This is a genomic window from Pseudomonas sp. 910_21, assembly GCF_052850735.1.
Window position 1 is genome coordinate 202,613 of sequence record NZ_VXCY01000011.1, and the last position, 23,130, is coordinate 225,742.

The 23,130-nt window shown below is 61.2% G+C and carries 23 protein-coding genes; 9 read left to right on the top strand and 14 right to left on the bottom strand.

Annotation, left to right across the window (positions count from 1 at the left end; translation table 11 throughout):
* Window positions 1-5 precede the first annotated feature (5 nt).
* Together paaK and paaG are read right to left on the bottom strand one after the other, a co-directional pair.
* Window positions 6-1,325 carry a phenylacetate--CoA ligase PaaK gene (gene paaK / locus FW796_RS29230; protein ID WP_446440513.1) on the bottom strand — a complete coding sequence of 440 codons (1,320 nt, stop codon included), beginning with the start codon at window positions 1,323-1,325 and terminating at the stop codon, window positions 6-8.
* Window positions 1,326-1,518: 193 nt separating this feature from the next.
* Window positions 1,519-2,310 (bottom strand): 2-(1,2-epoxy-1,2-dihydrophenyl)acetyl-CoA isomerase PaaG, encoded by a 792-nt coding sequence (gene paaG / locus FW796_RS29235; protein ID WP_346634365.1) that lies wholly within the window; start codon window positions 2,308-2,310, stop codon window positions 1,519-1,521.
* Between the two features lie 479 nt (window positions 2,311-2,789).
* Here paaG and paaY point away from each other — a divergent pair, with 479 nt between their 5' ends.
* The 4 genes from paaY to FW796_RS29255 all read left to right on the top strand — a co-directional run bounded on the left by paaY (window position 2,790) and on the right by FW796_RS29255 (window position 7,967).
* Window positions 2,790-3,383, top strand: coding sequence for a phenylacetic acid degradation protein PaaY (gene paaY, locus FW796_RS29240; RefSeq protein ID WP_346634366.1), 594 nt, complete (start codon window positions 2,790-2,792; stop codon window positions 3,381-3,383).
* 74 nt (window positions 3,384-3,457) lie between these two features.
* The gene (gene paaX / locus FW796_RS29245; protein ID WP_346634367.1) at window positions 3,458-4,381 is read left to right on the top strand and encodes a phenylacetic acid degradation operon negative regulatory protein PaaX; all 924 of its coding nucleotides are present in this window, start codon (window positions 3,458-3,460) and stop codon (window positions 4,379-4,381) included.
* 187 nt (window positions 4,382-4,568) lie between these two features.
* Window positions 4,569-5,579 (top strand): poly(ethylene terephthalate) hydrolase family protein, encoded by a 1,011-nt coding sequence (locus FW796_RS29250; RefSeq protein ID WP_446440514.1) that lies wholly within the window; start codon window positions 4,569-4,571, stop codon window positions 5,577-5,579.
* A gap of 240 nt (window positions 5,580-5,819) precedes the next feature.
* Entirely contained in the window at window positions 5,820-7,967 is a 2,148-nt protein-coding gene (locus FW796_RS29255; protein WP_446440515.1) for a phosphocholine-specific phospholipase C, read from the top strand.
* Between the two features lie 183 nt (window positions 7,968-8,150).
* Here FW796_RS29255 and FW796_RS29260 read toward each other — a convergent pair whose 3' ends face one another.
* Window positions 8,151-8,417 carry a hypothetical protein gene (locus tag FW796_RS29260; protein WP_346634370.1) on the bottom strand — a complete coding sequence of 89 codons (267 nt, stop codon included), beginning with the start codon at window positions 8,415-8,417 and terminating at the stop codon, window positions 8,151-8,153.
* Between the two features lie 354 nt (window positions 8,418-8,771).
* Here FW796_RS29260 and FW796_RS29265 point away from each other — a divergent pair, with 354 nt between their 5' ends.
* Complete coding sequence (locus FW796_RS29265; RefSeq protein ID WP_346634371.1) at window positions 8,772-10,097, top strand: sigma-54 dependent transcriptional regulator; 1,326 nt, start codon at window positions 8,772-8,774, stop codon at window positions 10,095-10,097.
* A gap of 69 nt (window positions 10,098-10,166) precedes the next feature.
* On the opposite strand, the gene FW796_RS29270 is transcribed toward FW796_RS29265, so the two are convergent.
* The 9 genes from FW796_RS29270 to FW796_RS29310 form a co-directional block, all read right to left on the bottom strand.
* Window positions 10,167-11,462, bottom strand: a complete 1,296-nt coding sequence (locus tag FW796_RS29270) for a hypothetical protein (protein ID WP_346634372.1) — start codon at window positions 11,460-11,462, stop codon at window positions 10,167-10,169.
* Window positions 11,463-11,516: 54 nt separating this feature from the next.
* Window positions 11,517-12,251, bottom strand: a complete 735-nt coding sequence (locus tag FW796_RS29275) for a hypothetical protein (protein WP_346634373.1) — start codon at window positions 12,249-12,251, stop codon at window positions 11,517-11,519.
* A 58-nt stretch (window positions 12,252-12,309) separates the two neighbouring features.
* Window positions 12,310-12,990, bottom strand: a complete 681-nt coding sequence (locus FW796_RS29280; RefSeq protein ID WP_346634374.1) for a C39 family peptidase — start codon at window positions 12,988-12,990, stop codon at window positions 12,310-12,312.
* Window positions 12,991-13,054: 64 nt separating this feature from the next.
* Window positions 13,055-14,044, bottom strand: a complete 990-nt coding sequence (locus tag FW796_RS29285; protein ID WP_346634375.1) for a heme utilization protein — start codon at window positions 14,042-14,044, stop codon at window positions 13,055-13,057.
* A 63-nt stretch (window positions 14,045-14,107) separates the two neighbouring features.
* The gene (locus tag FW796_RS29290) at window positions 14,108-14,686 is read right to left on the bottom strand and encodes an adhesin (protein WP_346634376.1); all 579 of its coding nucleotides are present in this window, start codon (window positions 14,684-14,686) and stop codon (window positions 14,108-14,110) included.
* Window position 14,687: 1 nt separating this feature from the next.
* Window positions 14,688-15,140 (bottom strand): hypothetical protein, encoded by a 453-nt coding sequence (locus FW796_RS29295; protein ID WP_346634377.1) that lies wholly within the window; start codon window positions 15,138-15,140, stop codon window positions 14,688-14,690.
* 332 nt (window positions 15,141-15,472) lie between these two features.
* Entirely contained in the window at window positions 15,473-15,997 is a 525-nt protein-coding gene (locus tag FW796_RS29300; RefSeq protein WP_346634378.1) for an AAA family ATPase, read from the bottom strand.
* On the bottom strand, window positions 15,994-16,557 hold the full coding sequence (gene pnuC / locus FW796_RS29305) for a nicotinamide riboside transporter PnuC (RefSeq protein ID WP_346634379.1): 564 nt from the start codon (window positions 16,555-16,557) through the stop codon (window positions 15,994-15,996). The genes FW796_RS29300 and pnuC overlap by 4 nt, the downstream gene beginning before the upstream one ends.
* Before the next feature lie 88 nt (window positions 16,558-16,645).
* Entirely contained in the window at window positions 16,646-18,280 is a 1,635-nt protein-coding gene (locus FW796_RS29310; RefSeq protein WP_446440529.1) for a methyl-accepting chemotaxis protein, read from the bottom strand.
* Window positions 18,281-18,574: 294 nt separating this feature from the next.
* On the opposite strand from FW796_RS29310, the gene FW796_RS29315 reads away from it, so the two are divergent.
* Together FW796_RS29315 and FW796_RS29320 are read left to right on the top strand one after the other, a co-directional pair.
* Entirely contained in the window at window positions 18,575-19,405 is an 831-nt protein-coding gene (locus FW796_RS29315) for an undecaprenyl-diphosphate phosphatase (RefSeq protein ID WP_346634380.1), read from the top strand.
* Window positions 19,402-19,824: a DUF1294 domain-containing protein gene (locus FW796_RS29320; RefSeq protein WP_404936905.1), complete on the top strand. Its 423-nt coding sequence runs from the start codon at window positions 19,402-19,404 to the stop codon at window positions 19,822-19,824. Before FW796_RS29315 ends, FW796_RS29320 begins: the two co-directional genes overlap by 4 nt.
* Here the strand turns inward: FW796_RS29320 and FW796_RS29325 are convergent.
* Both FW796_RS29325 and FW796_RS29330 read right to left on the bottom strand, forming a co-directional pair.
* Window positions 19,821-20,180 (bottom strand): MmcQ/YjbR family DNA-binding protein, encoded by a 360-nt coding sequence (locus FW796_RS29325; protein ID WP_346634382.1) that lies wholly within the window; start codon window positions 20,178-20,180, stop codon window positions 19,821-19,823. The two genes, FW796_RS29320 and FW796_RS29325, sit on opposite strands and share 4 nt — an antisense overlap.
* Window positions 20,177-21,085, bottom strand: a complete 909-nt coding sequence (locus tag FW796_RS29330) for a LysR substrate-binding domain-containing protein (protein ID WP_346634383.1) — start codon at window positions 21,083-21,085, stop codon at window positions 20,177-20,179. The genes FW796_RS29325 and FW796_RS29330 overlap by 4 nt, the downstream gene beginning before the upstream one ends.
* Window positions 21,086-21,215: 130 nt before the next feature.
* Here FW796_RS29330 and FW796_RS29335 point away from each other — a divergent pair, with 130 nt between their 5' ends.
* Both FW796_RS29335 and FW796_RS29340 read left to right on the top strand, forming a co-directional pair.
* A complete protein-coding gene (locus FW796_RS29335) occupies window positions 21,216-21,827 on the top strand; it encodes an FMN-dependent NADH-azoreductase (protein WP_346634384.1) in 612 nt (203 codons plus the stop codon).
* Window positions 21,828-22,091: 264 nt separating this feature from the next.
* Window positions 22,092-23,129 carry an alpha/beta hydrolase family protein gene (locus FW796_RS29340; RefSeq protein WP_346634385.1) on the top strand — a complete coding sequence of 346 codons (1,038 nt, stop codon included), beginning with the start codon at window positions 22,092-22,094 and terminating at the stop codon, window positions 23,127-23,129.
* Window position 23,130 lies beyond the last annotated feature (1 nt).

Consider the following 23,130-nt stretch of genomic DNA (forward strand, 5'->3'; position numbering starts at 1 on the left):
TAAAGCTATTTACGGCTGTCGACCACCCGGCAGGCCTTGCCTTCCGAGCGCTTGATGCTGAAAGGGGGCTGCAAAACGATACGTGAGCTGATGCCAATATGGGTTTTTATGTGGCGACTCAGTTCGCTGCAGATGGCCCTTTGCTGCTCATCCCCCAGCTGCTGGTACTCGCTCTTGAGCTCGACGTGGATGTCGACGCTGTCGAGGTTGCCGTGTCGATACAGATGGATCTCGTAACAGGGGGCCAGGTGTACGGCTTTGAGCACTTGCTCCTCTACCTGAGTCGGAAACACATTGACCCCGCGAATGATCAGCATGTCGTCGCTGCGTCCGGTGATCTTGTCGATGCGCCGCATGGGCCGCGCCGTGCCCGGCAGCAGGCGGGTCAGGTCGCGGGTACGGTAGCGGATCATCGGCAGTGCCTCCTTGGTCAGGGAGGTGAGCACCAGCTCGCCCAGTTCACCATCGGGCAGTACCTGACCAGTCAATGGGTCGATGATCTCGGGATAGAAATGATCCTCCCAGAGGGTCGGTCCGTCGCGGGTCTCGGCGCATTCCATGGCCACTCCCGGGCCGATGATCTCCGACAGCCCGTAGATATCCAGGGCTTTGATGCCCAGGCGCTGCTCGATGGCGTCGCGCAGTTCGTCGGTCCAGGGTTCGGCGCCGAAGATTCCCAGGCGCAGGGCCAGCTTGTGGGGATCAAGGCCCTGGCGTTCGATCTCGTCGGCGATGTTGAGCATGTAGGACGGCGTGACCATGATGATGTCCGGCTGGAAATCCTTGATCAGTTGCACCTGTTTCTCGGTCTGGCCGCCGGACATGGGAATCACGGTGCATCCCAGGCGTTCGGCACCGTAGTGTGCCCCCAGGCCGCCGGTGAACAGGCCGTAGCCATAGGAGACATGCACCTTGTCTCCGGGCCGGCCGCCGCCGGCGCGGATCGACCGGGCCACCACCTGGGCCCAGGTGTCGATGTCGTTGCGGGTATAGCCCACCACGGTGGGCTTGCCGGTGGTGCCGCTGGAGGCATGCAGGCGCACCACCTCCTGCATGGGCACCGCGAACATGCCGTAGGGGTAGTTGTCCCGCAGGTCGGACTTGGTGGTGAAGGGCAGTTGGGCAAGGTCCTCCAGGCGCTGGATGTCCTGGGGATGCACGCCCAGGGCGTCGAAGCGCTGGCGATACAGGGGCACCTTGGCGTAGGCGTGGTTCAGGCTCCAGCGCAGGCGCTCCAGCTGATGCTGGCGCAGGTGGTCGATGCTGGCGGTTTCCATCGGGTCCAGCGGCACTTCGGGCACGGTTCGGGCTATCGGCATGTTCATGGTGTCACTCGTATTGTTGTTGTCTTTCAACCCGCCGCTGCGGGTTCTGAGTGCATGACCCGGGAGCGCCACGGCTGGCTCCCGGGAGAGTCCTGCAGGCGCGGGTTAGCGCCTCTGAATGATCAGGGTGATGGACGCTCGTGCCCCGGCAACGACTGCGGCAGTCTCTGCGATATCGGGCAGCGGGGCCATTTCAGCGTCCCTTGAACACGGGAGCGCGTTTCTCCATGAAGGCACTGACGCCTTCTCGGTAGTCGTCGCTGCGCCCTGCCAGGCGTTGCAGATCGCGCTCCAGCTCCAGTTGCTGATCGAAGCTGTTGTGCAGGCTGGCATTCAGGCTGCGCTTGATCAGCGCCAGGCCATAGGTAGGTTGGGTCGCCAGGTGCCGGGCCAGGCTCAGGGCTTCATCGCGCAGCAAGGCGTCGTCCACGCACTGGTAGATCAACCCCCATTGCTCGGCCTGTTCGGCGCTCAGGCGGTTGCCGAGCAGGGCCAGGGCCTTGGCCCGGGCCATGCCCACCAGGCGTGGCAGCAGCCAGGTGCCGCCGGAATCGGGAATCAGTCCGAGTTTGCAGAAGGCCTGGATAAAGCTCGCGGAGCGCGCCGCCAGCACCAGATCGCAGGCCAGGGGCAGGTTGGCGCCGGCGCCGGCGGCCACACCATTGACTGCACAGATCACCGGTAACGGCAGGTCGCGCAGCTCGCGCACCAGCGGGTTGTAGAACTGTTCGATGGATGCACCCAGGTCCGGCGCTGCGTCGCCGGGTGCGACGTTTCGCTCGCCCAGGTCCTGCCCCGCGCAGAAGCCGCGGCCTTCGCCGGTCAGGAGCAGGACTCGCACCTCGGGGTTGTTGCGCACGTGTTTGAGGGCCGCTTGCACCTCGCCATGCATCTGCGGGTTGAAACTGTTGAGCTGTTCGGGGCGGTTGAGGCTGAGGAGGGCGACGCCCTCGCTGATGGAGAACAGGATGGTGGCGAAGTTCATGGTCGGGACACTCTGTTCAGGGTTTTGACGGCAAGGTATTGAGGCATGGTGGATGTCCTCGGCGTGATGCGGCCGTTTGCCGGCTCGATTGTTGGGTCGGCCCGGGAGCCGGTTTTCGCCGAGTATATCGCTAATGCGATACATAAAATCAAGATTAAAAGATTATTAATGTGTCCTATTATTCGCTCTCGACTGCGACCTGTTCGGGACGGAAGGTCGACGGGATGCTGCCTGGCGCCCTTGATTCAGGCTACATCCTTTATAGTTTGCCGGTTGTGGGGTTAGTGGCGGAGCAGGCCAGTGTTTTTCAAGGGCTGTTGTGTGCCGAGAATAATCTGATACAAAATGCCGTCCGCGTTGTATCGGTATCCTGGGGGGACTGGTGTCGTGCATTCTCGGCGGTGTATTCGCGGGTAAGTGGACCGCCTCCCCGGTCGCTCCAACAACAGCAGCTCCTGTTGATCAGAGAGAGAAACAGCATGACGTGCTACAGCCTTGACGGATTGACTCCGGTGGTCGATCCCAGTGCCTATGTACACCCTTCGGCGGTGCTGATCGGCGATGTGATAGTCGGCCCCCACTGCTATGTCGGCCCCCTGGCCAGCCTGCGGGGGGATTTCGGCCGGATTGTCCTCGAAGAGGGGGCCAATCTGCAGGACACCTGCGTCATGCACGGCTTCCCCGATAGCGACACGGTGGTGGAGCGCAATGGTCATATCGGTCATGGCGCTGTGTTGCACGGCTGCCGGATTGGCGCCGATGCGCTGGTGGGCATGAATGCGGTGGTGATGGACAACGCCTTTATTGCGCCACGCTCCTTCGTCTCGGCAGCAGCGTTGGTCAAGGCCGGCTTCGAATGCGCACCGCAATCGCTGGTCATGGGCGCGCCGGCGCGGGTCACGCGTCAGTTGAGCGACGAGGAAGTGGCCTGGAAACTGGCCGGCACCCGGGAGTACCAGCATTTGACCCGTCGCTGCCTGGAGCGGATGCAAGCCTGTGAGCCGCTGTCTCGGGTCGAGGTCGATCGGCCGCGAATCGCTGACGGCGGCTTTCGTCCCAAGGCAGGCCAATGAACCCCCATGAATACGCCGGGCCGCTGCAACGGCCTTAAACCGGCTATATTCCTTCCTTTTTTTCCGGTATGTCCATGTCGTCCCTAGCGCCACTGAATCACCTGATCAAACGCTTTCAGGAGCAGACCCCGATCCGCGCCAGTTCGCTGATCATCACCCTGTACGGCGATGCCATCGAGCCCCATGGCGGCACCGTCTGGTTGGGCAGCCTGATTCAACTGCTGGAGCCCATGGGGATCAACGAGCGGCTGATCCGTACCTCGATTTTCCGCCTGAGCAAGGAGGGCTGGCTGACTGCCGAAAAGGTCGGTCGCCGCAGTTACTACAGCCTGACCCTGGCCGGTCGCCGTCGTTTCGACAAGGCCTTCAAGCGGGTCTACAGCGCCGGTGTGCCGGCCTGGGACGGTTCCTGGTGCCTGGTGATGCTCGGGCAACTGCAGCCGGAGTTGCGCAAGCAAGTGCGTGAAGAGTTGGAGTGGCAAGGGTTTGCCGCGATGTCGCCGCTGATGCTGGCATGCCCGCGCAGCGATCGCGCCGATATCAATGCCACCTTGCTGGAGCTTGGCGCCCAGGACGATACCATCGTCTTTGCCACCACGCCCGAGGATGCGCTCGGTTCCAGAGCCCTGCGCCAGCAAGTGCGCGAGAGCTGGAACATTGATGAGCTGGCGGCCCATTACAGTGAATTCATCCAACTGTTTCGCCCCCTCTGGCAGGCCCTGCGGGAACAGGAGCAACTGCAGCCGTCCGACTGTTTCCTGGCTCGCCTGCTGCTGATTCATGAGTACCGCAAGCTGTTGCTGCGCGACCCGCAACTGCCGGATGAACTGCTTCCCGGCGATTGGGAGGGCCGGGCAGCACGCCAGCTGTGTCGCAACATCTATCGCTTGATCCAGGCCAAGGCCGAGGAGTGGCTGGCCACGGCTCTGGAGAGCGCCGATGGTCCACTACCGGATGTAGGCGAGAGCTTCTATCGGCGCTTCGGCGGATTGCTCTAGTTTAAATAAGGATTGACCTTGGAAATTGACCTGTTTTAGGGTCGCCAGGGGCTGCTGGGCAACTAAGTTTGAAATGTTTAGGCGTTGTTGCAGTTGGATGAAGTTCAGGTGATTGGCAGTAAGAGGGGCACGGCCGTGAGGGAGTATTCGGTCATGCAGGGAACGCAGGTAGATAAAGGACTTATCAATGAGATCGATACGCAAGGTGGCAGTGCAACTGTGTTTGGCCGGTCTGTTCATTACTAGCGGGAGTCTGGCTGGTGCCTCGCAACTTGTTCCGGCGCTGGGGCTGGCCAATGATCAATATGCCAAGTCGCCGGGGCCCTACAAGGTAACTACCAATGCGGTCCTGAGTGATTGTCGTGGTTTGTTGGGGGTGTTGGCGAAGATCATGCTGTTGGACAACAGCGTTCAATGTAACTCGTCCTTTCCATATGGTTTTTCCAGTCCGATTTCCACCAGCGTTTATTACCCGAGCAATATAAAGAATCTGGACAAGTTGCCGGCGGTCAACTTTGTTGGCGGCATCCTTTCCAATCAGGGGCAATACACCGATCTGCTGAGGCTGTGGGCGAGTTACGGCTTTATCGTGATCATCTCCTCCGACTTCATCAATACCGCGCCCAGCATGCATGTACTCGGCGCTCTTGAGTTGAGCAAGCTCAACCAGGACCCAACCTCACCGTTGTTCGGCAAGGTCGACCTGTCCCGCACCATAGTAGCGGGGCATTCCGCCGGCGGCGGGGCGTCGATCCTGTCGTCGAGTCTGCTGCCTGGCACCTTGAAGGACATCGATCCACAGCTGCGCTACATCGGCTCGCTGCCCATCGAGCCCGGGCCCATAGGCCTTGGCTCTACCGTCAAGACTCCGACCCTGGTGCTCACCGGGGCCGCGGATGTGGTGGTGCCGGCCTGGGCCTGGCCGCGGCTCTGGCAGGGTGGGTTGATCAAGGCCGTGCCGGGATGGAGTGCCACGGCCCATAACGCCACCCATTTCAGTCCGGTGCGAAGTGTCCGGGAAAACGAGTTCGCCGGTATTACAACGGCCTGGATTCTATATCTTGGCCAGAATGATCCGGAGGCCAAGGAGTACTTTGTCGGTCCGGACTACAAACTCGCACGGGACCCGCAGTTTATCCGGCTGGTATTCAATCCGTTGCGGGTTCAACGCAATGAAGTGGCGGACAATCTTCAATAAGGCCACGGGTCGATATTGTTCCTGGGTCTGGTTGTTCAAGACGGCTTTGCAAGCTCGGGTGTTTTATTCATGAAATATTCTTCTGCAATCTTGAGAACGTGGAATGTTTGTGAGGCAGCAGGCCTGAGCAATATCGACTTGATGCAAGTGCAATGACAATGTCACTGCATTGTTACTTGAGGTGAATACTTTTATTGCAGCGTCATATATCGCGCTGCAACCATAAGGATTCAATCACCCATGCCCAGTCTTTCACGCAGGAAGCTATTGCAAGCGGCCGCTATCGGTTCATTCTTTTCATCCTTGCCAGTGGCTATTCGCCAAGCCCTGGCAATACCGGCGAATAACCGTACGGGGACGATCAAGGACGTCGAACACGTAGTGATCCTGATGCAGGAAAATCGCTCTTTCGATCATTACTTCGGTACTTTTCCCGGGGTGCGGGGTTTCAGTGACCGCTTTACCATTCCGCTGCCCGGTCAGCGCGAGGTTTGGGAACAACAGGGCAAGGGCCGGTTGGTGATGCCGTATCACCTGGACAGCACCAAAGGCAACGCCCAGCGCGTCAGTGGCACGCCCCATTCGTGGGCAGATGCACATGCGGCCTGGGGCAACGGCCGCATGAATGCCTGGCCGACCCACAAGACCACCACGTCCATGGGTTATTACCGTGAGCAGGAATTGCCGTTCCAGTTCGCCCTGGCCAACACCTTCACCCTGTGCGACGCCTATCACTGTTCGGTGCACGCTGGCACCAACCCCAATCGGCTGTTTCTCTGGACCGGTTGCAACGGCCCGACAGCGGCAAAGGTCGCCGCGGTGGTCAACGAATGGGATGGTCCGGGCGCGGTAAACGTCGGCTATAGCTGGAAGACCTATCCTGAACGCCTGGAAGAGCAGGGCGTCAGCTGGAAGGTCTACCAGCACCTGCCGGACAATTTTGGCGACAACCCCCTGGCCGGCTTCCGTCAGTACCGTGCCGCCAGCGTGCAGGTGGGCAATCCAGCCCAGCCGCCCAAGGACTTCAATGCCTTTATGCCCTACAGCGATGCCTTGAACGCCGTGGCTCCGCTGTACAAGGGCAATGGCAATACCTTGCCGGCCAGCAGCGGCAGCAATCTGGAGACCATCATTGGTGGATTTCGCAATGACGTGCAGGCCGGCAAGTTGCCCCAGGTCAGCTGGATTGTTGCGCCGGCCGCCTATTCCGAGCATCCCGGCCCATCGAGTCCGGTCCAGGGCGGCTGGTTCACCCAGGAGATCCTCCTGGCGCTGACCAGCAATCCCGAGGTCTGGAGCAAGACTGTGCTGTTGCTCACCTACGATGAAAACGATGGCTTCTTCGACCATGTGCCGTCGCCGTCGGCACCTTCCCAGCGCCAGGATGGCAGCTTTGCCGGCAAGTCCACGCTGGGTTTCGACAGCGAACTGTTCAAGCATCCGGCGCCACCCGGCTCGACCCAGCAACCACTGCCCGATGGCGGCGTGTATGGCCCTGGACCGCGGGTGCCGATGTTGGTGCTGTCTCCCTGGAGCCGGGGAGGCTGGGTCAACTCCCAGGTGTTCGATCACACCTCGGTGCTGCAATTTCTGGAGAAACGCTTTGGTGTGCGGGAGCCGAATATCAGTGCATGGCGGCGTGCGGTATGTGGCGACCTGACGTCGGCGTTGAATTTCGTCGACCCTAACCATGAGCCATTGCCGGCGCTGCAGACCACCACCCGCCAGGCCGCCGATGGTTTGCGCCAGCGCCAGGAAAAACTGCTTCAGGTGCCGGTGCCATTGGCCAGCCAGCAGCTGCCACCGCACCAGCCGCGGCTGGCCCGACCTTCACGGGCATTGCCATATCGTCTGCATGTCGACAGCCAGGTAGACCCCAAGGCCAAGACGCTGTCACTGAGCCTGCAGAACACCGGCGGACAGGGCGCAGTGTTCCATGTCTATGACGGCCTGCACCTGAGCGATATTCCGCGTCGTTACACAGTGGAGGCCGGCAAGGCGCTGCAGGACAGCTGGCCGGTGGTGGAGCGCTATCAGCTGTGGGTATTGGGTCCCAATGGCTTCCACCGCAGTTTCAGCGGTCAACTGCAACAGTTGCAGCCGGAGCTGTTGGTGACGTCCAGCAATAACCAGCTGCAGCTGACGCTGAGCAATCCGGGGACGCATGGGGTATCGGTCACTGTCGATCGCTGTCCCTACACTCAACAGGGCCCCTGGACCCTGGCCGTACCTGGGGGAGCAGAGGTGCGCCAGGTCTTTGCCTGTGAATCCAGCGGTGGCTGGTATGACTTGACGCTGCGCAGTGACGCAGGCTGGTTGCGCCGGGTGGCCGGACGGTTGGAAACCGGGGCGCACAGCATCAGTGACCCACTGATGGGGCGGCCCTGAGAGGCCATCGGAGAGGCAAAGGGCACAACAGCTGGAAACAGCGAAGAGGTGTCGCTTCTGCAACAGCCAAAACAACCACTACCCTGAAGGTAAAAGTTGTAGCGAAGGGGAAATAGATAGCGTGCTTAGTTGTTTTGCTTAAATAGCGGATCACCTGTTCGGGTGATCCGCTAACAGCATCGCTTACTTGGGCATGGCCCAAGACTGCAAGATATAACCTTCCTGGCTCAGTTCAGCGCGGGCTTGTTTGAGCAGGTCTTCCAGCTGGGCTGGATCAGAGTAGGCACTGCTGGGAATCCGGGTTTGACCGATACGGGTACTGGTACGGTCGATGACGGTCAGGCTCAGCTCGCCGTTCCCGTCCTGTGGGGCCCAGGCCACGCATTGAAAAGGCTTGAATGCGCGGTCGGCGATCAAAAGTGCTTCGTTTCTACGGAGCGGGGCGTTCATGGGGTCTTCTCTCTATGTGCCCAATCAGATGATGTGCCGTCGGTTGGGCTTACCGTTCGGCTGGTCACTTGTACTGATGCACTGAGGTAGTGATCGGGTCACACGGAAAAACAAGTTTTTACAACTTTCGCGTCTGAGCCCTGTGACAGGGCCATTAGTTACGGGGTTTCTAAAAAACAACTGCGACAATCAGTCACTCTGGGCGAAGTTCTGGCGGCACCTTAGTTCCTTTGGGAAGAAGCGCTATAAGCAATTGGTACATTCACGCGTCAAGTTCTTGCTAGTGTTACAGCCAGGTTAGCCAAACCACTGTTTCTAATAACTTTTCCATCCTCTTGGCGCCAAGGTACAGTCATGCTCGAAGCTCCCGTGCAGCGCCGCTTGCTGGTGGTCGATCCCTGTGACGACTGCCATCGCCTTCTACCCGGTCTGCGCGCCATTGGCTGGGATGTGGATAGCTGTGACCTGGAGTCTGCCCGTGAGCGTTCCTGCGATGTCGGCTTGCTGCGCCTGCAACCCTTTCACCTGGAGCGCCCGGAAGCGGTCAAGGACCTGATCAGCCACAGCGGCACCGAGTGGATTGCGGTGCTGAGTCCGGAAGTCCTGCGCCTGCAAAAGGTCGGTGACTTTGTCTGCGAATGGTTTTTCGACTTCCATACCTTGCCGTTCGACGTATCCCGGGTTCAGGTGACTCTGGGCCGGGCCTTCGGCATGGCCCGCCTGAGGGGCCAGGGCTCGATCCATGTGGACCAGCCCGAGCACGAGTTGCTGGGGAACAGCCGGCCGATCCGCGACCTGCGCAAGCTGCTGAGCAAACTGGCGCCCACCGAGTCACCGGTCCTGATCCGTGGCGAGAGCGGCACCGGCAAGGAGCTGGTGGCGCGGACTCTGCATCGCCAGTCCCAGCGTCACGACAAGCCCTTTGTGGCGATCAACTGCGGGGCGATTCCCGAACACCTGATCCAGTCCGAGCTTTTCGGCCATGAAAAGGGCGCTTTTACCGGGGCACACCAACGCAAGGTCGGGCGCATCGAGGCGGCCCATGGCGGCACCTTGTTCCTCGATGAGATCGGTGATTTGCCGCTGGAACTGCAAGCCAATCTGCTGCGCTTCCTGCAGGAAAAGCACATCGAGCGGGTAGGCGGCAGCCAGCCGATACCCGTGGATGTACGGGTGCTGGCTGCGACCCACGTGGACCTGGAGGCGGCCATCACCAGTGGTCGTTTTCGCGAGGATCTGTATTACCGGTTGAACGTGCTGCAGGTGATCACGGCGCCGCTGCGTGAGCGTCACGGCGACCTGGGGATGCTGGCCAGCCACTTTGCTCACTTCTACAGCCAGGAAACCGGGCGCCGGCCTCGCAGTTTCAGTGAGGACGCTCTGGTGGCCATGGGCAAACATGACTGGCCGGGCAATGTCCGCGAACTGGCCAACCGGGTGCGCCGGGGCCTGGTGCTGGCCGAGGGGCGGCAGATCCAGGCCAGTGACCTGGGATTGCAGGGCCTGCAAGCCCAGGATCTGCCCATGGGCACCCTGGAAGACTACAAGCACCGCGCCGAGCGTCAGGCCCTGTGCGACGTGCTCAACCGGCACAGCGACAACCTCAGCGTGGCTGCCCGGGTGCTGGGCATCTCGCGTCCGACTTTTTACCGTTTGTTGCACAAACACCAGATCCGCTAGGGCGGCGAAAACGCCAAGGCCCGCTGCGATTGGGCAATCGCAGCGGGCCTTGGCGTTTTTGCCGATGGATCAGAAGTAGTAGGGGAACTTCAGGCTGAAAGTGAAGGCCGGAGCGTCCTCGGTCATGCCGATGGACAGGTTGGGCACAATGGTCAGGTTTTCGGTGGCCGCGATGGTCATGCCGACGTTGAAGTAACCGGCGTTGGCGTCACTGGAGACCACCGATTGCCAATCGCCACCGTCCTGCTTGAGTTTGCTCTTGCGCTGCACCAGGTCGGACACCGAGAAGGACATGCTCATCTTCTCGTTGAGGGCGAAGGCCACACCGGCACCGATCTGGAAGCTGTCACCCAGGCGGACCTTGCCGGGGGTCTTGCTGCCAACCGTGGAGCTGATGTCATCGAACGACTCTTCCAGGTTGTGGGTGTAGGCCAGGGTCCCGAACAGCACGGCCGGATCGAAGGTCTTGACCAGGGAGATCCCGGGGGTGACCGACCAGACGCCGTTACCGGTGGGCAGGCTTTCAGGCACGTACAGGTTGTTGTTGCCTGCGGATCGAACCAGCTTGATGCCAAACGGTTCCTTGCCGGTGGGTGCCTTGACTCGCAGGGTGGCCACGGCGTCGGGCCAGAACTCCGATTCGTCGAGGAACTTGTAAGCCACGCCGAAGTTCACGTCCCCCAATGTCGGGTCACGGGTCACCGATTCCTCGGTGGTCTGGGTGCCGGAGCCGCCGCCACCACCGGACTGGAAGGTGGACTCGCGATACAGCACGGGTGCGTTGATGTCGAATTGCCAACGGTTGTTGAGGTTGTAGCGCGCGGTCAGGTCCAGGGTCCAGGTATCGGATTTGATCCGGTCCAGGTTGATGTTGCCGAGAAAGATCGAGTCCAGCGCGAGGAAGCCGTTGACCGTGAGTTGTCGGGCGTCGTAGCGGGCGTAGGTCAAGCCGGTCTCGACGCTGAACTTGCCGCCGCCGAAGAAGCCACTGGCTTCGTCGTAAAGGTTGCTGACGCTTTGTGCCGGAGCCGAATCATCCTTGAGCGACTGACCATAGGAAGCGCCCCCGGCTGCTCCTCCGGACGCCGCTCCGGCGCCTGTGCCGGCAACCTGTTGATTGCCTTTGAGGTCCGCCGGCGACTTGGCCAGGCGCTTGGGCGGTGGCGCTGCTGGCTGATCCTCTACCTGACGCACCCGTTGCTCAAGTACCGCCAAGGCCTTCTGCTGTACTTCGTAACGTTGCTTGAGCTCCAGAAGTTCGCGTTTCAGGGTCTCTACATCGGCATCCGGCGCTGCTTGGACCAGCGCCGCCGGTAATAGAGTGCTTAAACACATTACTGCGCGCAGTGAAACCGATCGATACATGAAATAAACCGTCCCTTGTGAACCCCAATGGTCGAGAATCAGCGTAGTTCAAGATCAGAATTTGCGTAGAGCGTCGAGCGTAGTCAGGTTGCAGTCCAAAGCACCGTTGCTGGGACCGTTGTTTCTGAGTACCACATTGAGTTGAGTCAGGTTGTTGACCAGGTTGCTGTTACCCATCAACTGGGTGTTTTGCAGCAGATTGCCCTGGGCCACCTGCTGCAGTGCATTGCCCTGATTGCCGTTGGCCTGTATCGCCATCTGGATACCGCCATTGAGGGCCGATACCGCCACGCTGCCGGCGGCGTTGCTGCCGGTGATGGTCTGGCCGCTCATCAAGGCCTGGCCGACCCCGGCGGCCAAGGCGGGTGCCTGGTTGGCCTCTGTGACATTGATGCTGATGTTGTTGTAGGCAGAGTTGCCGTCGCCGGCAGCCCTCACGCTCTGGGTCACGCCCTGGCTACTGGCCAGGCCTGCACCGCCGATCACGTTGCCGGTGCCTGGGGGCGGCGTAGTTCCGTTACCGGTCTGGGTGATGGTGGAAACGTAGAATTCCGGTTTGATGGTGGCTTGCTGGATCTGCAGCGAGGTGGTCGCACCGATCAGGTCACCGCTGGCGTTGCGCCAGGTACTGCTCATGACAATGCCGAAGCTGATAATCCGCCCCGGCATTACGTAACGGCCCCGTAACTGCGATAACTCCTGATCCTGGATGAGTTCGGGCTTGAAACCAGCATGGGCTGGAAGAGCTGCTGCCAGGCAGGCGGCTGCCAGCCAGTATGAAGTCTTCATCTGCTTGCTGCTCCCGGAGCGTCCTGCCCCTTTATGATTGTTCGGGCTTCTAGAACTGCTAGAAGAAGTCACTCTGGATAAAACCGAAGTCCATCAGGTCCGCGTCTTTGACCGGGTAGAAACCATCGAACTTGTTCTTCGCGGTCAGCGGGGCAGGTGGTTCGAGCAAGGCGTTAGTCTTGTCGTAGCCGGGGCCGATGATGGCGAACACGATTCCATTCCAGCCTTTGACGAAGTCTTCGTGGGAGTAACGCTTGTGGCCCAACACCGGGTCACCGATGTAGACCCAGTCTTTCTGGGCCCGCTGCATCACCACGAAGTGCTTGTAGCCGCGAATTTCCATCAGTACCACCACCGGAATGGTCACCGCTTCGAGCTTGTCGGGCGGAATCCGGTAGCCTCGGGCGCGCATGCCGATGCTTTCCACGTAGCGCTTCATATCGAGCATGGAAAAGCCCTGGGTGCGAACCAGGCCCTGATCCGAATTGACCAGCATGCCCTTGATGACGTGCTCCTCATCGACATCAAGCCAGTAGGCTTGACGCAGAATGGTCGCCAGTGCGGCGGCACCGCAGCTGAAGTCGGTCTTCTGTTCGACGATGTCGCTGAACTTGCGCTCACGCACGCTCTGCACCTGTTTGAAGATCAGGTTGCCACCGGGCAGGCCGGCGACGGCCATCTGCGCAGCCTGGACGGGAGCACAGAGGCAAAGCAAGAGAGAGAGGATCGCAGTACGCATGATCGTTACGCCTGAGTCGGACTGTGGAAAAGCCCCGTTTCCGGGGCTTTCGTTACGATCGCGATTACATGCAGGCTTTGCAGCCAGCAGCGATGGACAGCGAGTTGCTTTGTTGGTTGCCCACACCGGCCGAGACGTTGGCGCCGCCGTTGCCGGAGAAGCCGTTCATCGAGTTGGTCATGCTGGCGTTGTTGACCACTGGGTTTTTCCAGCCGTCTTTGGTCAGCACTTGCTGGGTCCAGTAGCCAGCCAGTTCGATGGTGCCTTGTTCCTTGAAGGTGAATTTTTGATCGTCGTTGTCATGACCACCTTTGTTGTCGTGGCCATGGCCGCCGCCATGATCGTCGCCTTCGATTTTGCCGCTGCCGGTACCTTTGTAGCTGCCATGGGCTACGAAGCCGCCAGTGAGGGTGTCTTTTTTGTAGGCTTGGACACCTTTGTTATCCACGACCAGATTGGTCGACTGCTGGTTGGCTGCAGCGGCGGCAGTGGCTACACGGCCACCGGACACGGCGATTGCCAGGTTGTTTTTCTGTTGGTTGAAGTCGCCGGCGGTAACGTTGATGCCGATGTTGCCGGAACCGTTGTTGCCGGAGTTGTTCAACACAGCGTTGTTCTGTGTCGAAGAGTTTTTCACATAGTTATTGTTGTTGACCTGGGTGGCGCTGGAAGCAGCCACGGCGCTGCCGAAGATGAAGCTTTCGTCAGCGGTTGCCAGGGCGGCGGCGTTGTCTTGTTGGTTGCCGTCGCCGGCGGCGACGTTGGCACCCATGTTGCCGTTGGAATTGTTGAGGGAGTTGTCCATCTTGGCGTTGTTGTTGGTGCCTTGGTTTTTCACCACGTTGGTGTTGCTGTTCTGCACGTCGATCACTGCAGCACCGGCCCCGGCGGTGATTTGCAGCAGGGTGCTGAGGTCTGGACCTTGATCATGATCGCCATGGCCATTGCCATGACCGCCGTTGTGACCGTTGTTATTTCCACCTGCCTGGGCGGCCATTGCCATGACTGCGGCCAGTGCGAAAACCAGTGGTTTGAGAGCCATTGTAGGTTTCATGGTGTTTCTCCGGTGCTTATTAGTTGGTTAAGTGTTGGTACTTTCTAATTGCACTACGAGGGGTCAATCTGCGACCCGGATACTCAGGGTGTTAGCCATGCGGTTCCCCACCCCGGCACTCTGGTTCACCTGAATCACTCCGCGGCTGCCGGTGAAGGCCTGGTCGCTGGTAACGACCTGGCGGCTGCCTTGTTGAGTGCCAGTTGCTCCCGAGTTTGGTAACAGCGCCACGTTCTGTTGGGACAGGGCGCTGTCGTCAATGCTTTGCGGATTGGCACTGATGCTGATCCGCAGGGCATTGGCCATCTGGTTGTTGGCCCCGGCCGACTGGTTCACGCCCAGTGCGCCGCTGCCGTTGCTGAAAGAGTTGCCGCCGATGGTGCTGCTGGCATTGACCGAGCGGTCGGCTGGCGTGGTGATGCGTTGGGTGATGCTGGTGGTGGCCGTGGCGTTGGTGCCGATGGCAATGGCCCGCACGTTGGTCTGTTGTTGCTGGTCGCCGGCTGCCTGGTTGACGTTGAAGTTGCCGGTGTAGCCGGCGCCGGAGTTCTGGATGCTGGAGGTGTCGGCGACTTGACTGGCAGAGTCGGCCATGGCCCCGGAGCAGGCGAGCAAGGCAAGGAGCAGGACTGAGCGATTCATCTTATTGGCCCCCGATATTGTTCAAGGGAGCCATGCCGGCGTTGATGCTCCGATTGATCGAGCCGGAAATGCTGGCCCCGGCGCCGCCACCATGACCGACCGCCATGCCGGGCAGGCCATTGCTATTGCTGTTGCTCAGGACATTCATCCCCGGTACACCGTTGTTGCCGGACAGCACGGTGCCGCGGATCAGCGAGCCGGTCCTGATCCCGGCGAAATCGCCATCGGTCATTTCATTGCCGGTCATTTGATTGACCAAAGCCGAAGGGTTGGTATTGACCGATATGGGATTGGGATCTTTTTGCAGAGGCGCACGGCCAATGGGCTGTGCCTGTACGGTGCGCTGGATGATGATCTCGCCATTCCCCGCCGCCAGAACCGGAAGGCTGGACACCGCGCTGACGGCACAGCCGATCAGCAGTAGGCGGGTGAAACTTTGGTTCAGAGTCCCCACGGCGGTATTCCTTCTTCTCAGTGCTGGCCCTAGTCAGCGTTGAGAGGGAGAGAGCAGAAGCCGTGCCGCTTTTGATTTCTTTTGCAGAATCAAGGGCTTGTGAAAATGCAGAGGGGAAGGGCGCAGCAGGTGTTTCAGGATTGAGACAGACGCCGCCGACGGCCATTGGCCATAACCGGGACAATGCTCTGGAACGGGGGTTGCTGCGGGGGTGTATCAGTAGCGCAACAGTTTCGCCGACAGTTGGCCGGGCCCCGGAAAATGGCGGCCTGATCGCCAGGGAGGTGTTTCAGGAATGGACACGTTGGGGGGCGCACGCGCCCGCTACGGGATCAGTCCAGCAGCAGTTGCTGGACCAGGGCGAAGGCCTGCTGCCGGCGCTCCTGCCAATCACCGCGAATGACTCGGTAAGGTTGCGCGTGCAGGTCCAGCCATTGCCGTGTGGCTTCGAAGAAGGCCTGGCGTTGCGCCAGTTGCGGCTGGCAGCGCTGGCCGTCGTCGCTCCAGGCCACATCCTCCGGGGACAGCAACAGGTGCAGGTGGTAATGCCGGGCCAGCAACTGGGGCTCCAGCCACGACGGGCAATCGCCGAACAGGGTCCGGCTCCACAGCAGGTTGCTCAGCAGGTGCGTGTCGAGAATCAGTAGGGCGGGTTGCCGGGCCCGGGCCTGGTCCTCCCATGCCAACTGGCCACGGGCGATCTCGGGGATGTCCGCCAGGCAGGTATCGCGGCGCTCCTGCTCAATGAAGTGGCGCACGTACTCACCCACCTGGATGCCGCCGAAGTGCTTTTGCAGCTCGGCCGCCAGCCAGCTTTTGCCACTGGATTCGGGGCCGGTCAGTACCAGTACCTTCACGACTGCAACGCCGGGTCGGCGCGCCAGGTGCGCCAGCCCTGGACTGCCAGCAGGGTGAACAGGGCATAGAGCGCCGCGGTCAGGTACAGCTCCTTGTAGAGGAACAGACCGACGAAGATCACATCCACGGCGATCCACAGCGGCCAGCACTGCACGCGCTTCTGTGCCATCCACCATTGGGCCACCAGGCTGAAGGCGGTCAGGGCGGCGTCGAGCCAGGGTTGCGCGGCATCGGTCCAGTGGGCCATGGCCGCCCCCAATAACAGGCTGCCCAGCGCGCCGAGGGCCAGGCCCTGGAGCAAGCCAACGGCCTGCAGCTGGCTGACCGGGCGCCCCTGATGCTGCTCGCCGCCCCGGGTCCACTGCCACCAGCCATAAAGCTGCAGCACGGCGTAGACCACCTGCAGCAGCATGTCGGAATAGAGTTTGACCTCGTAGAAGATCCAGCTGTAGAGCAACACCATGACCAGGCCGATGGGCCAGCACCAGGGATTCTGTTTGACCGTCAGCCAGACGGCGATGACGCCTAGCGCAGCGGCAAACAGTTCAAGCCCGGACATGGCGGTTCCTTGGGGAAGTGGAGGAGGGGGCAGATTGTACCCAGTCTGGGCCCTGGGCGTTAGCCCGGGGCCATGACCCTGAGGTGACTCAGACGCGGAACTGGCGCAGCAGGTTATTGAGCTGTTCCGACAGCTCCTTGAGGTGGCGGCTGGCGGCGCTGGAGTGTTGGGCCGCCAGAGCCGTGCCCTGGGACAGGCCAGCTGCCTGACCGACGTTGTGGTTGATGTCTTCCACCACATGGGCCTGTTGCAGGGTGGCGCTGGCAATCGAGGCGTTCAGGCCGTTGAGGGTGCGCAGGGCCTGGCCGATGGCGTTGAGGCTGGCCCCGGCCAGGCCCGCCTGCTCGATGGTCAACTGGGACGCGCGGCTGCTGTCGCCAATCACCTTGACCGCCGCTTCCGAGTGATTCTGCAGGCGCTCGATCATGCCCTGGATTTCCGCGGTCGATTGCTGGGTGCGCTGGGCCAGCAGGCGCACCTCGTCGGCCACCACGGCAAAACCCCGGCCTTGCTCCCCGGCCCGGGCCGCTTCGATGGCGGCGTTCAGGGCCAGCAGGTTGGTCTGTTCGGCAATGGAGCGGATCACTTCCAGCACGGTGCCGATCTGGGTGCTTTCTGCCGCCAGGGTGCGGATCACTTCCACCGCCTGGTCGATGGTGCCCGAGAGTTGTTCGATCTGTTGCAGGCTGCCGTCGATATTGACCTGGCCTTGCTGGGCCTGGGCTTCGGCCTCGCGCACTTCACCGGCGGCGTGCTCGGCGTTCTTCGCGACATCTTGAACGCCACTGGTGACCTGACTGATGGCCGCGGCCACCTGTTCCATCTGCTGGGACTGTTGCTGGCTACGCTCCTGGGCCTCGGTGGCATTGCTGCCCAACTCGCTGGAGGATTGTTCCAGAGCGGCGGCGCTGGTCTGTAACTGCGTGACCACGCCACGCAATTTGGCGGTGAAACCGTTGAAGTGCCGGGCCAGCTCGGTGACTTCATCCTGGCCGTGGGTATCCAGGCTGCGGGTCAGGTCGCTTTCGCCGCTGGCGATATTGGCCATGGCGTGTACGGTTTCGCGCAGTGGGCTGACGATGCTGCGCACTATCAGTACCACCAGCCCGGCCATCAGCAGGGCAATCACCAGGCCGATGGAAGAGGCCCGCACTACCTGGGCATAGAACTCCTGTTGCAGGTCATCGATGTAGACCCCGGAACCGATGATCCAGCCCCAGGGCTGGAACAGCTGGATATAGGAGGTCTTCTGCACCGGCTGCTCGGCCCCGGGCTTGGGCCAGCGGTAGTCCACCATGCCGGCGCCCTTGCTTTTGGCCAGGGCCACCATTTCGTTGAACACCTCGAAGCCGTCCGGGTCCTTGACTGCCGCCAGGTTTTGTCCGTCGAGCTTGGGGTTGGCCGGGTGCATGATCATCACCGGCGTCAGATCGTTGATCCAGAAGTAGTCGTTCTGGTTGTAGCGCAGCCCGCGAATCACCTGCAGTGCCTGCTTCTGCGCCTGTTCGCGGCTCAGGCTGCCGGCGGCTTCCAGGCCCTGGTAGTAGTTCAATACACCGGCGGCGGTCTGTACCACGTGTTGGGTTTTCTGCGCCTTGGCCTGGTACAGGTCACCATGAATCTGCTTGAGCATCATCACGCCCAGGGTCACCAGGGTCAGCACCGCCACGATCAGGATCAGCCACAAGCGCTGACTGATGGACATCTTGCGTAAGCTATTCATCATCCGGTCACTCCAGATTCTTGTTCTTGTCATAAAAGGCCGTGAGCATCCAAGCACGCCTGCCTTCGAGCGCCAACCCTACGGAAGTCCAATAACATCGCGGCGCATTTTGCGCCTGTCTGTTAGGATTTCGGCGCCTTCGCGCAAAACCTGAACCTTTCTGAAGTTTTCACAGAATTTTCATGGGTTTGTGTTGATCTTATGGGCGCCGAAATCTCGGCTACGCTCGTCGCAGTGAACGCTTTGAATACTTAAAAAAGAGGCATGCCTGGTGCATCGCCTTATGGGGGATTGATGGATCTTTGGACCGCCGCGCAGGCATTGATACTTGGGATTGTCGAAGGCCTGACCGAGTTTTTACCCATCAGCAGCACCGGGCACCAGATCATCGTCGCCGACTTGCTCGACTTCGGGGGCGAGCGGGCGATGGCTTTCAACATCATCATTCAGCTGGGGGCAATTCTCGCGGTTGTCTGGGAATTTCGCCGCAAGATCTTCGATGTGGTGCTGGGCTTGCCCACACAACCCAAGGCCCAGCGCTTCACCGTCAACTTGTTGATCGCCTTCCTGCCGGCGGTGGTGCTGGGGGTGATCTTCGCCGACCTGATCCACGCCTACCTGTTCAACCCCATCACCGTGGCCACGGCCCTGGTGGTCGGCGGCATCATCATGTTGTGGGCCGAGCGCCGGCAGCATCAGGTACACGCCGAAACGGTGGACGAAATCACTTGGAAGGACGCGCTCAAGGTAGGCTGTGCCCAGTGCCTGGCGATGATCCCGGGCACCTCGCGTTCCGGCTCGACCATCATTGGCGGGCTGCTGTTCGGCTTGTCGCGCAAGACCGCCACCGAGTTTTCGTTCTTCCTGGCCATGCCCACCATGGTGGGGGCCGCGGTCTACTCCGGCTACAAGTACCGCCACCTGTTCCAGCCGGATGATTTCCCGGTGTTCGCCATCGGCTTCGTCACCGCCTTCATCTTCGCCATGATCGCGGTCAAGGGCTTGCTGAAATTCATTGCCAGCCACAGTTATGCGGCGTTTGCCTGGTATCGCATCGCCTTCGGCCTGCTGATCCTGGCGACCTGGCAGTTCGGCTGGGTTGACTGGACGGCGGTCAAGCCGTGACGACGGGCCGTAGCGAACCGCGTGCCGGCAGCGGCGCGCGTGTCCACAACCTGAAGCTCAAGTTGCTGGTCTTTGTCCTGCTGTGTGCACTGCCGTTGTTCGGCTCGTTGTCTCTATGGTGGCGAGGGATCTCGATCATCCCCCTGGTCGCCTATGCCGCCGTCAGCCTGCTGACCTTCCTGCTGTACTGGCACGACAAGCGTCGGGCCAGGGCCGAGGGGCAGCGCACGCCGGAGAAGGTCCTGCACGCTCTGGAACTGGCCGGTGGCTGGCCCGGCGCCTTGCTGGCTCAGCAGCTGTTGCGGCACAAGACCCGCAAGGTGTCCTACCAGACGCTGTTCTGGCTGATCGTCGCCCTGCATCAGGTCTATTGGATTGATCGGCTGTTCCTGGAAAACCGCCTGCTGAGCCTGTTCTAGAGCAGCAGGCCGACCTGGGTGCGCTTGGGCAGCTTGCTCACCACTAATTGATGGGACGTTTGCAGCAAGGCCTTGAGTTCCTCGGCCCCCAGCGGGTAGGGGCTGTGCATGATGATCCAGTGAGCCCGGGCCAGATAGGGCGCCGGGGCAATGCCCGGACGGTCGACATGGCCAAGAAACAGTTCCCGGTCGACCTTGAAAGCCAGGGAGTCGCCCCGCAGGTTCTGCAGCGCAAACATCTTGTTGCCGGCAATCGAGAACACTCGCACGCCGCCCCATTTGTAGTCTTCCCGCGCGCCTGGCAGGCCCAGGCAGAATTGCGCCACTTGCTCTTCATTAAGGGTTGCGGCTTTCACAGGGCACGTTCTCCACAGCGTTCGAAGGATTCACTCAGGTGTTCGATCCAGGCCCGCACGGCCGGCAGCACACCCCGGCGGTGAGGATACACCGCTTGCAGCCAGCCGCCGGGCAGTGACCACTGGGGCAGTAGTTGCACCAGCTGACCGCTGGCCAGTTCCGCCTCGCAGTACAGCATTGGCAGTACGGTGCAGCCCAGGCCGGCGAGGGCACAGGCGCGACGGACGATGAAGTCATCGATGCCCAGGCGCGCTTCCAGGGCCAGGTCGCAGGCGTTGCCCTGTTGATCCAGCAACCGCAGGTGCACCAAGCGGTCGGCCTCAAGGGCGCCCAGTATCGGCAGGCGCCTCAGGTCTTGCGGGTGGGTCACCGGGTTGTCCCGCAGGAAGGCCGGGGAGGCGACCACCGCTGTCTGTGCCGGGCGCAGGCGTCGGGTGACCAACAAAGGATCTTCGTCGCCTTGCTCGCGCACCCGCAACGCCACATCTATGCCTTCGGTCACCAGATCGACACGGCGGTTGAGCAACAGCATCTCCAGCTGCACCTGAGGGTATTTCTCCAGAAAACTGCTCACCAGTGGCGTCAGCAATTCATGGGCCAGGCCCACCGGGCTCGACACCCGCAGGCGTCCTCGGGGCTCGCTGGCCATGCTGGCCACGGCCTCGTCGGCCATTTCCGCTTCCAGCAACATGGCTTGGCAATGGCGCAGGTAGCGTTCGCCCACGGCTGTGAGCTTGAGCTGCCGGGTTGTGCGCTGCAGCAGCCGGGCCTTGAGACGCTCTTCCAGTTCGGCGATGCGCCGCGACAGGCGCGACTTGGGAATGCCCAATTGGCGTCCGGCGGCGGCGAAGCCACCGGCTTCCACCACCTTGGCGAAGTAATAGAGATCGTTGAGGTCTTGCATGGGGAAGGGCTCGATTGTCCTGCTGATGGGACGAACTATCGCATTTATGCCGACTAATCAGCTATTGAATTCATCTGTAGGATTGCCAGCATCCGATCGCCCAGTGGCGGTCCTCACTTGGAGATCCCACATGAAACTTTTGCATATCGATTCCAGCATCCTGGGTGACAACTCGGCATCGCGCCAACTGAGCCACAGCGTGGTCCAGGCGTGGAAAGCCGCCCAGCCTGACCTGGCAGTGACCTATCGTGACCTGGCCGGCGATGCCATCAGCCACTTCTCGGCTGCGACCCTGGTGGCCGCCGGCACCGCCGCGGAACTGCGTGATGCCGCGCAAAAACACGAGGCCGAGCTCAGCGCCCAGGCCCTGGCCGAATTCCAGGCCGCCGACGCGGTGGTGATCGCGGCGCCCATGTACAACTTCACCATCCCGACCCAGCTCAAGGCCTGGATCGACCGCATCGCCGTGGCCGGCCAGACCTTCCGCTACACCGAAGCCGGTCCACAAGGCCTGTGCGGCGGCAAGAAGGTCATAGTGGTCTCGACCTCCGGCGGCCTGCACGTTGGCCAGGCCACAGGGGCGGCTCATGAGGACTACCTCAAGGTGCTGTTCGGCTTCCTCGGTATCACCGATATCGAATTCGTTCGTGCCCACGGCCTGGCCTACGGTGAAGATGTGCGCAACAAAGCCATGAGCGACGCTCAGGCTCAGATCAGCGAGCAGCTCTTCGCCGCGGCGTAAGACTTGTGTAAAGACGCTTTCCTGCACGGCAAGCGCCACTAGACTCTGTATTCTGATCACTGTTTGAAGTGATCGGAATGCGGAGTTTTTTTGTTGGCGGTTTTCAATGTTTCTGGCCCAGGTTATGCAAGTTTTTCGCGGCGGGGAGTCCTGCTCCCTGGCGGTGCATCCGGAGTGACGGGCCAATCTCGCTTCAAGGCCTTGGCGGCAAGGGATGGCAGGGGCAACGGGCTTTCTCGATCCAGCGGCAAAGGTGGGCGTGTGATGAAACGTCTTTGTGCAATGTTACTGATCTGCCTGCTCAGCAGCCTGATTTCGGTGCAGGCCGCCCCTGCGCCACATCCGCACTGGAGCGTTGGCTTTCATGAGATGAGCTTTCTCGATCCCCTGGACCAGCAGCCGATGCGCGCCATCGCCTTTTACCCGTCCACCGGCATCGAGCACCCCAGCCAGGTCGAGGGTTATCAGATTGCCGCATCCCGGGACGCCAAGATCGCCATCGGCCGCTTCCCGATGCTGATGCTGTCCCACGGCAATACCGGCACGCCCCTGGCCCTGCACGACCTGGCCACGTCCCTGGCGCGCAAGGGCTTTGTCGTGGTGGCGGTGATTCATCCCGGTGACAACTCCAAGGACCACAGCCGCCTGGGCACCTTGAGCAACCTCTATGGGCGGCCGATTCAGATTTCCGAAGCCATAACTGCCACCCTCGGCGACCCTATGCTGTCGCCCTTCGTCAATGCCGATCAGGTCGGGGTCATCGGCTATTCCGCCGGTGGCGAGACCGCCTTGATCCTGTCCGGCGCCACGCCTGACCTGGACCGTCTGCGGCGTTACTGCCAGGAACGTCCCGATGATCGCGATGCCTGCAATACCCAGGGCGAACTGATTGTCGACCGCGACGATCTGCAACCGGTGGCCGACCCGCGGGTGCATGCGCTGATGCTGATGGCGCCCCTGAGCCTGAAGTTCGGTCGCCAGACCCTGGCCGGGGTGCATGTGCCCGTGCTGCTCTACAGCGGCGATGGCGACAAGCTCGTGGCCCTGGACAAGAATGCTGCGGCCCTGGCGCGCAAGTTGCCCGTGGCCCCGGACTTCAAGCTGCTGGCCGGTGCCGGACACTTCGTATTCATGGCGCCGTGCACCGCCCAACAGTTGGCGGCCATGCCGGCCCTGTGTACCGACGCCGACGGTGTCGACCGCGAGGATATCCATCGCAACCTGATTGCCGAAGCCGGCAAGTTCTTCGCCCATACCCTGGGCCGGCCGAGCCGGGCAGGGATGCAGACCGCCGACCAGTGAT

Bases quoted from the DNA above. Each gene is read 5' to 3' on its own strand.
- FW796_RS29310 (WP_446440529.1), bottom strand. From the start codon at position 18,280: ATGAATAGCTTACGCAAGATGTCCATCAGTCAGCGCTTGTGGCTGATC.
- paaY (WP_346634366.1), top strand. From the start codon at position 2,790: ATGACGTGCTACAGCCTTGACGGATTGACTCCGGTGGTCGATCCCAGT.
- FW796_RS29285 (WP_346634375.1), bottom strand. From the start codon at position 14,044: ATGAAACCTACAATGGCTCTCAAACCACTGGTTTTCGCACTGGCCGCA.
- FW796_RS29250 (WP_446440514.1), top strand. From the start codon at position 4,569: ATGAGATCGATACGCAAGGTGGCAGTGCAACTGTGTTTGGCCGGTCTG.
- FW796_RS29315 (WP_346634380.1), top strand. From the start codon at position 18,575: ATGGATCTTTGGACCGCCGCGCAGGCATTGATACTTGGGATTGTCGAA.
- FW796_RS29335 (WP_346634384.1), top strand. From the start codon at position 21,216: ATGAAACTTTTGCATATCGATTCCAGCATCCTGGGTGACAACTCGGCA.
- paaK (WP_446440513.1), bottom strand. From the start codon at position 1,325: ATGAACATGCCGATAGCCCGAACCGTGCCCGAAGTGCCGCTGGACCCG.
- FW796_RS29330 (WP_346634383.1), bottom strand. From the start codon at position 21,085: ATGCAAGACCTCAACGATCTCTATTACTTCGCCAAGGTGGTGGAAGCC.
- FW796_RS29290 (WP_346634376.1), bottom strand. From the start codon at position 14,686: ATGAATCGCTCAGTCCTGCTCCTTGCCTTGCTCGCCTGCTCCGGGGCC.
- FW796_RS29275 (WP_346634373.1), bottom strand. From the start codon at position 12,251: ATGAAGACTTCATACTGGCTGGCAGCCGCCTGCCTGGCAGCAGCTCTT.
- FW796_RS29270 (WP_346634372.1), bottom strand. From the start codon at position 11,462: ATGTATCGATCGGTTTCACTGCGCGCAGTAATGTGTTTAAGCACTCTA.
- FW796_RS29265 (WP_346634371.1), top strand. From the start codon at position 8,772: ATGCTCGAAGCTCCCGTGCAGCGCCGCTTGCTGGTGGTCGATCCCTGT.
- paaX (WP_346634367.1), top strand. From the start codon at position 3,458: ATGTCGTCCCTAGCGCCACTGAATCACCTGATCAAACGCTTTCAGGAG.
- FW796_RS29260 (WP_346634370.1), bottom strand. From the start codon at position 8,417: ATGAACGCCCCGCTCCGTAGAAACGAAGCACTTTTGATCGCCGACCGC.
- FW796_RS29280 (WP_346634374.1), bottom strand. From the start codon at position 12,990: ATGCGTACTGCGATCCTCTCTCTCTTGCTTTGCCTCTGTGCTCCCGTC.
- FW796_RS29340 (WP_346634385.1), top strand. From the start codon at position 22,092: ATGAAACGTCTTTGTGCAATGTTACTGATCTGCCTGCTCAGCAGCCTG.
- pnuC (WP_346634379.1), bottom strand. From the start codon at position 16,557: ATGTCCGGGCTTGAACTGTTTGCCGCTGCGCTAGGCGTCATCGCCGTC.
- FW796_RS29255 (WP_446440515.1), top strand. From the start codon at position 5,820: ATGCCCAGTCTTTCACGCAGGAAGCTATTGCAAGCGGCCGCTATCGGT.
- paaG (WP_346634365.1), bottom strand. From the start codon at position 2,310: ATGAACTTCGCCACCATCCTGTTCTCCATCAGCGAGGGCGTCGCCCTC.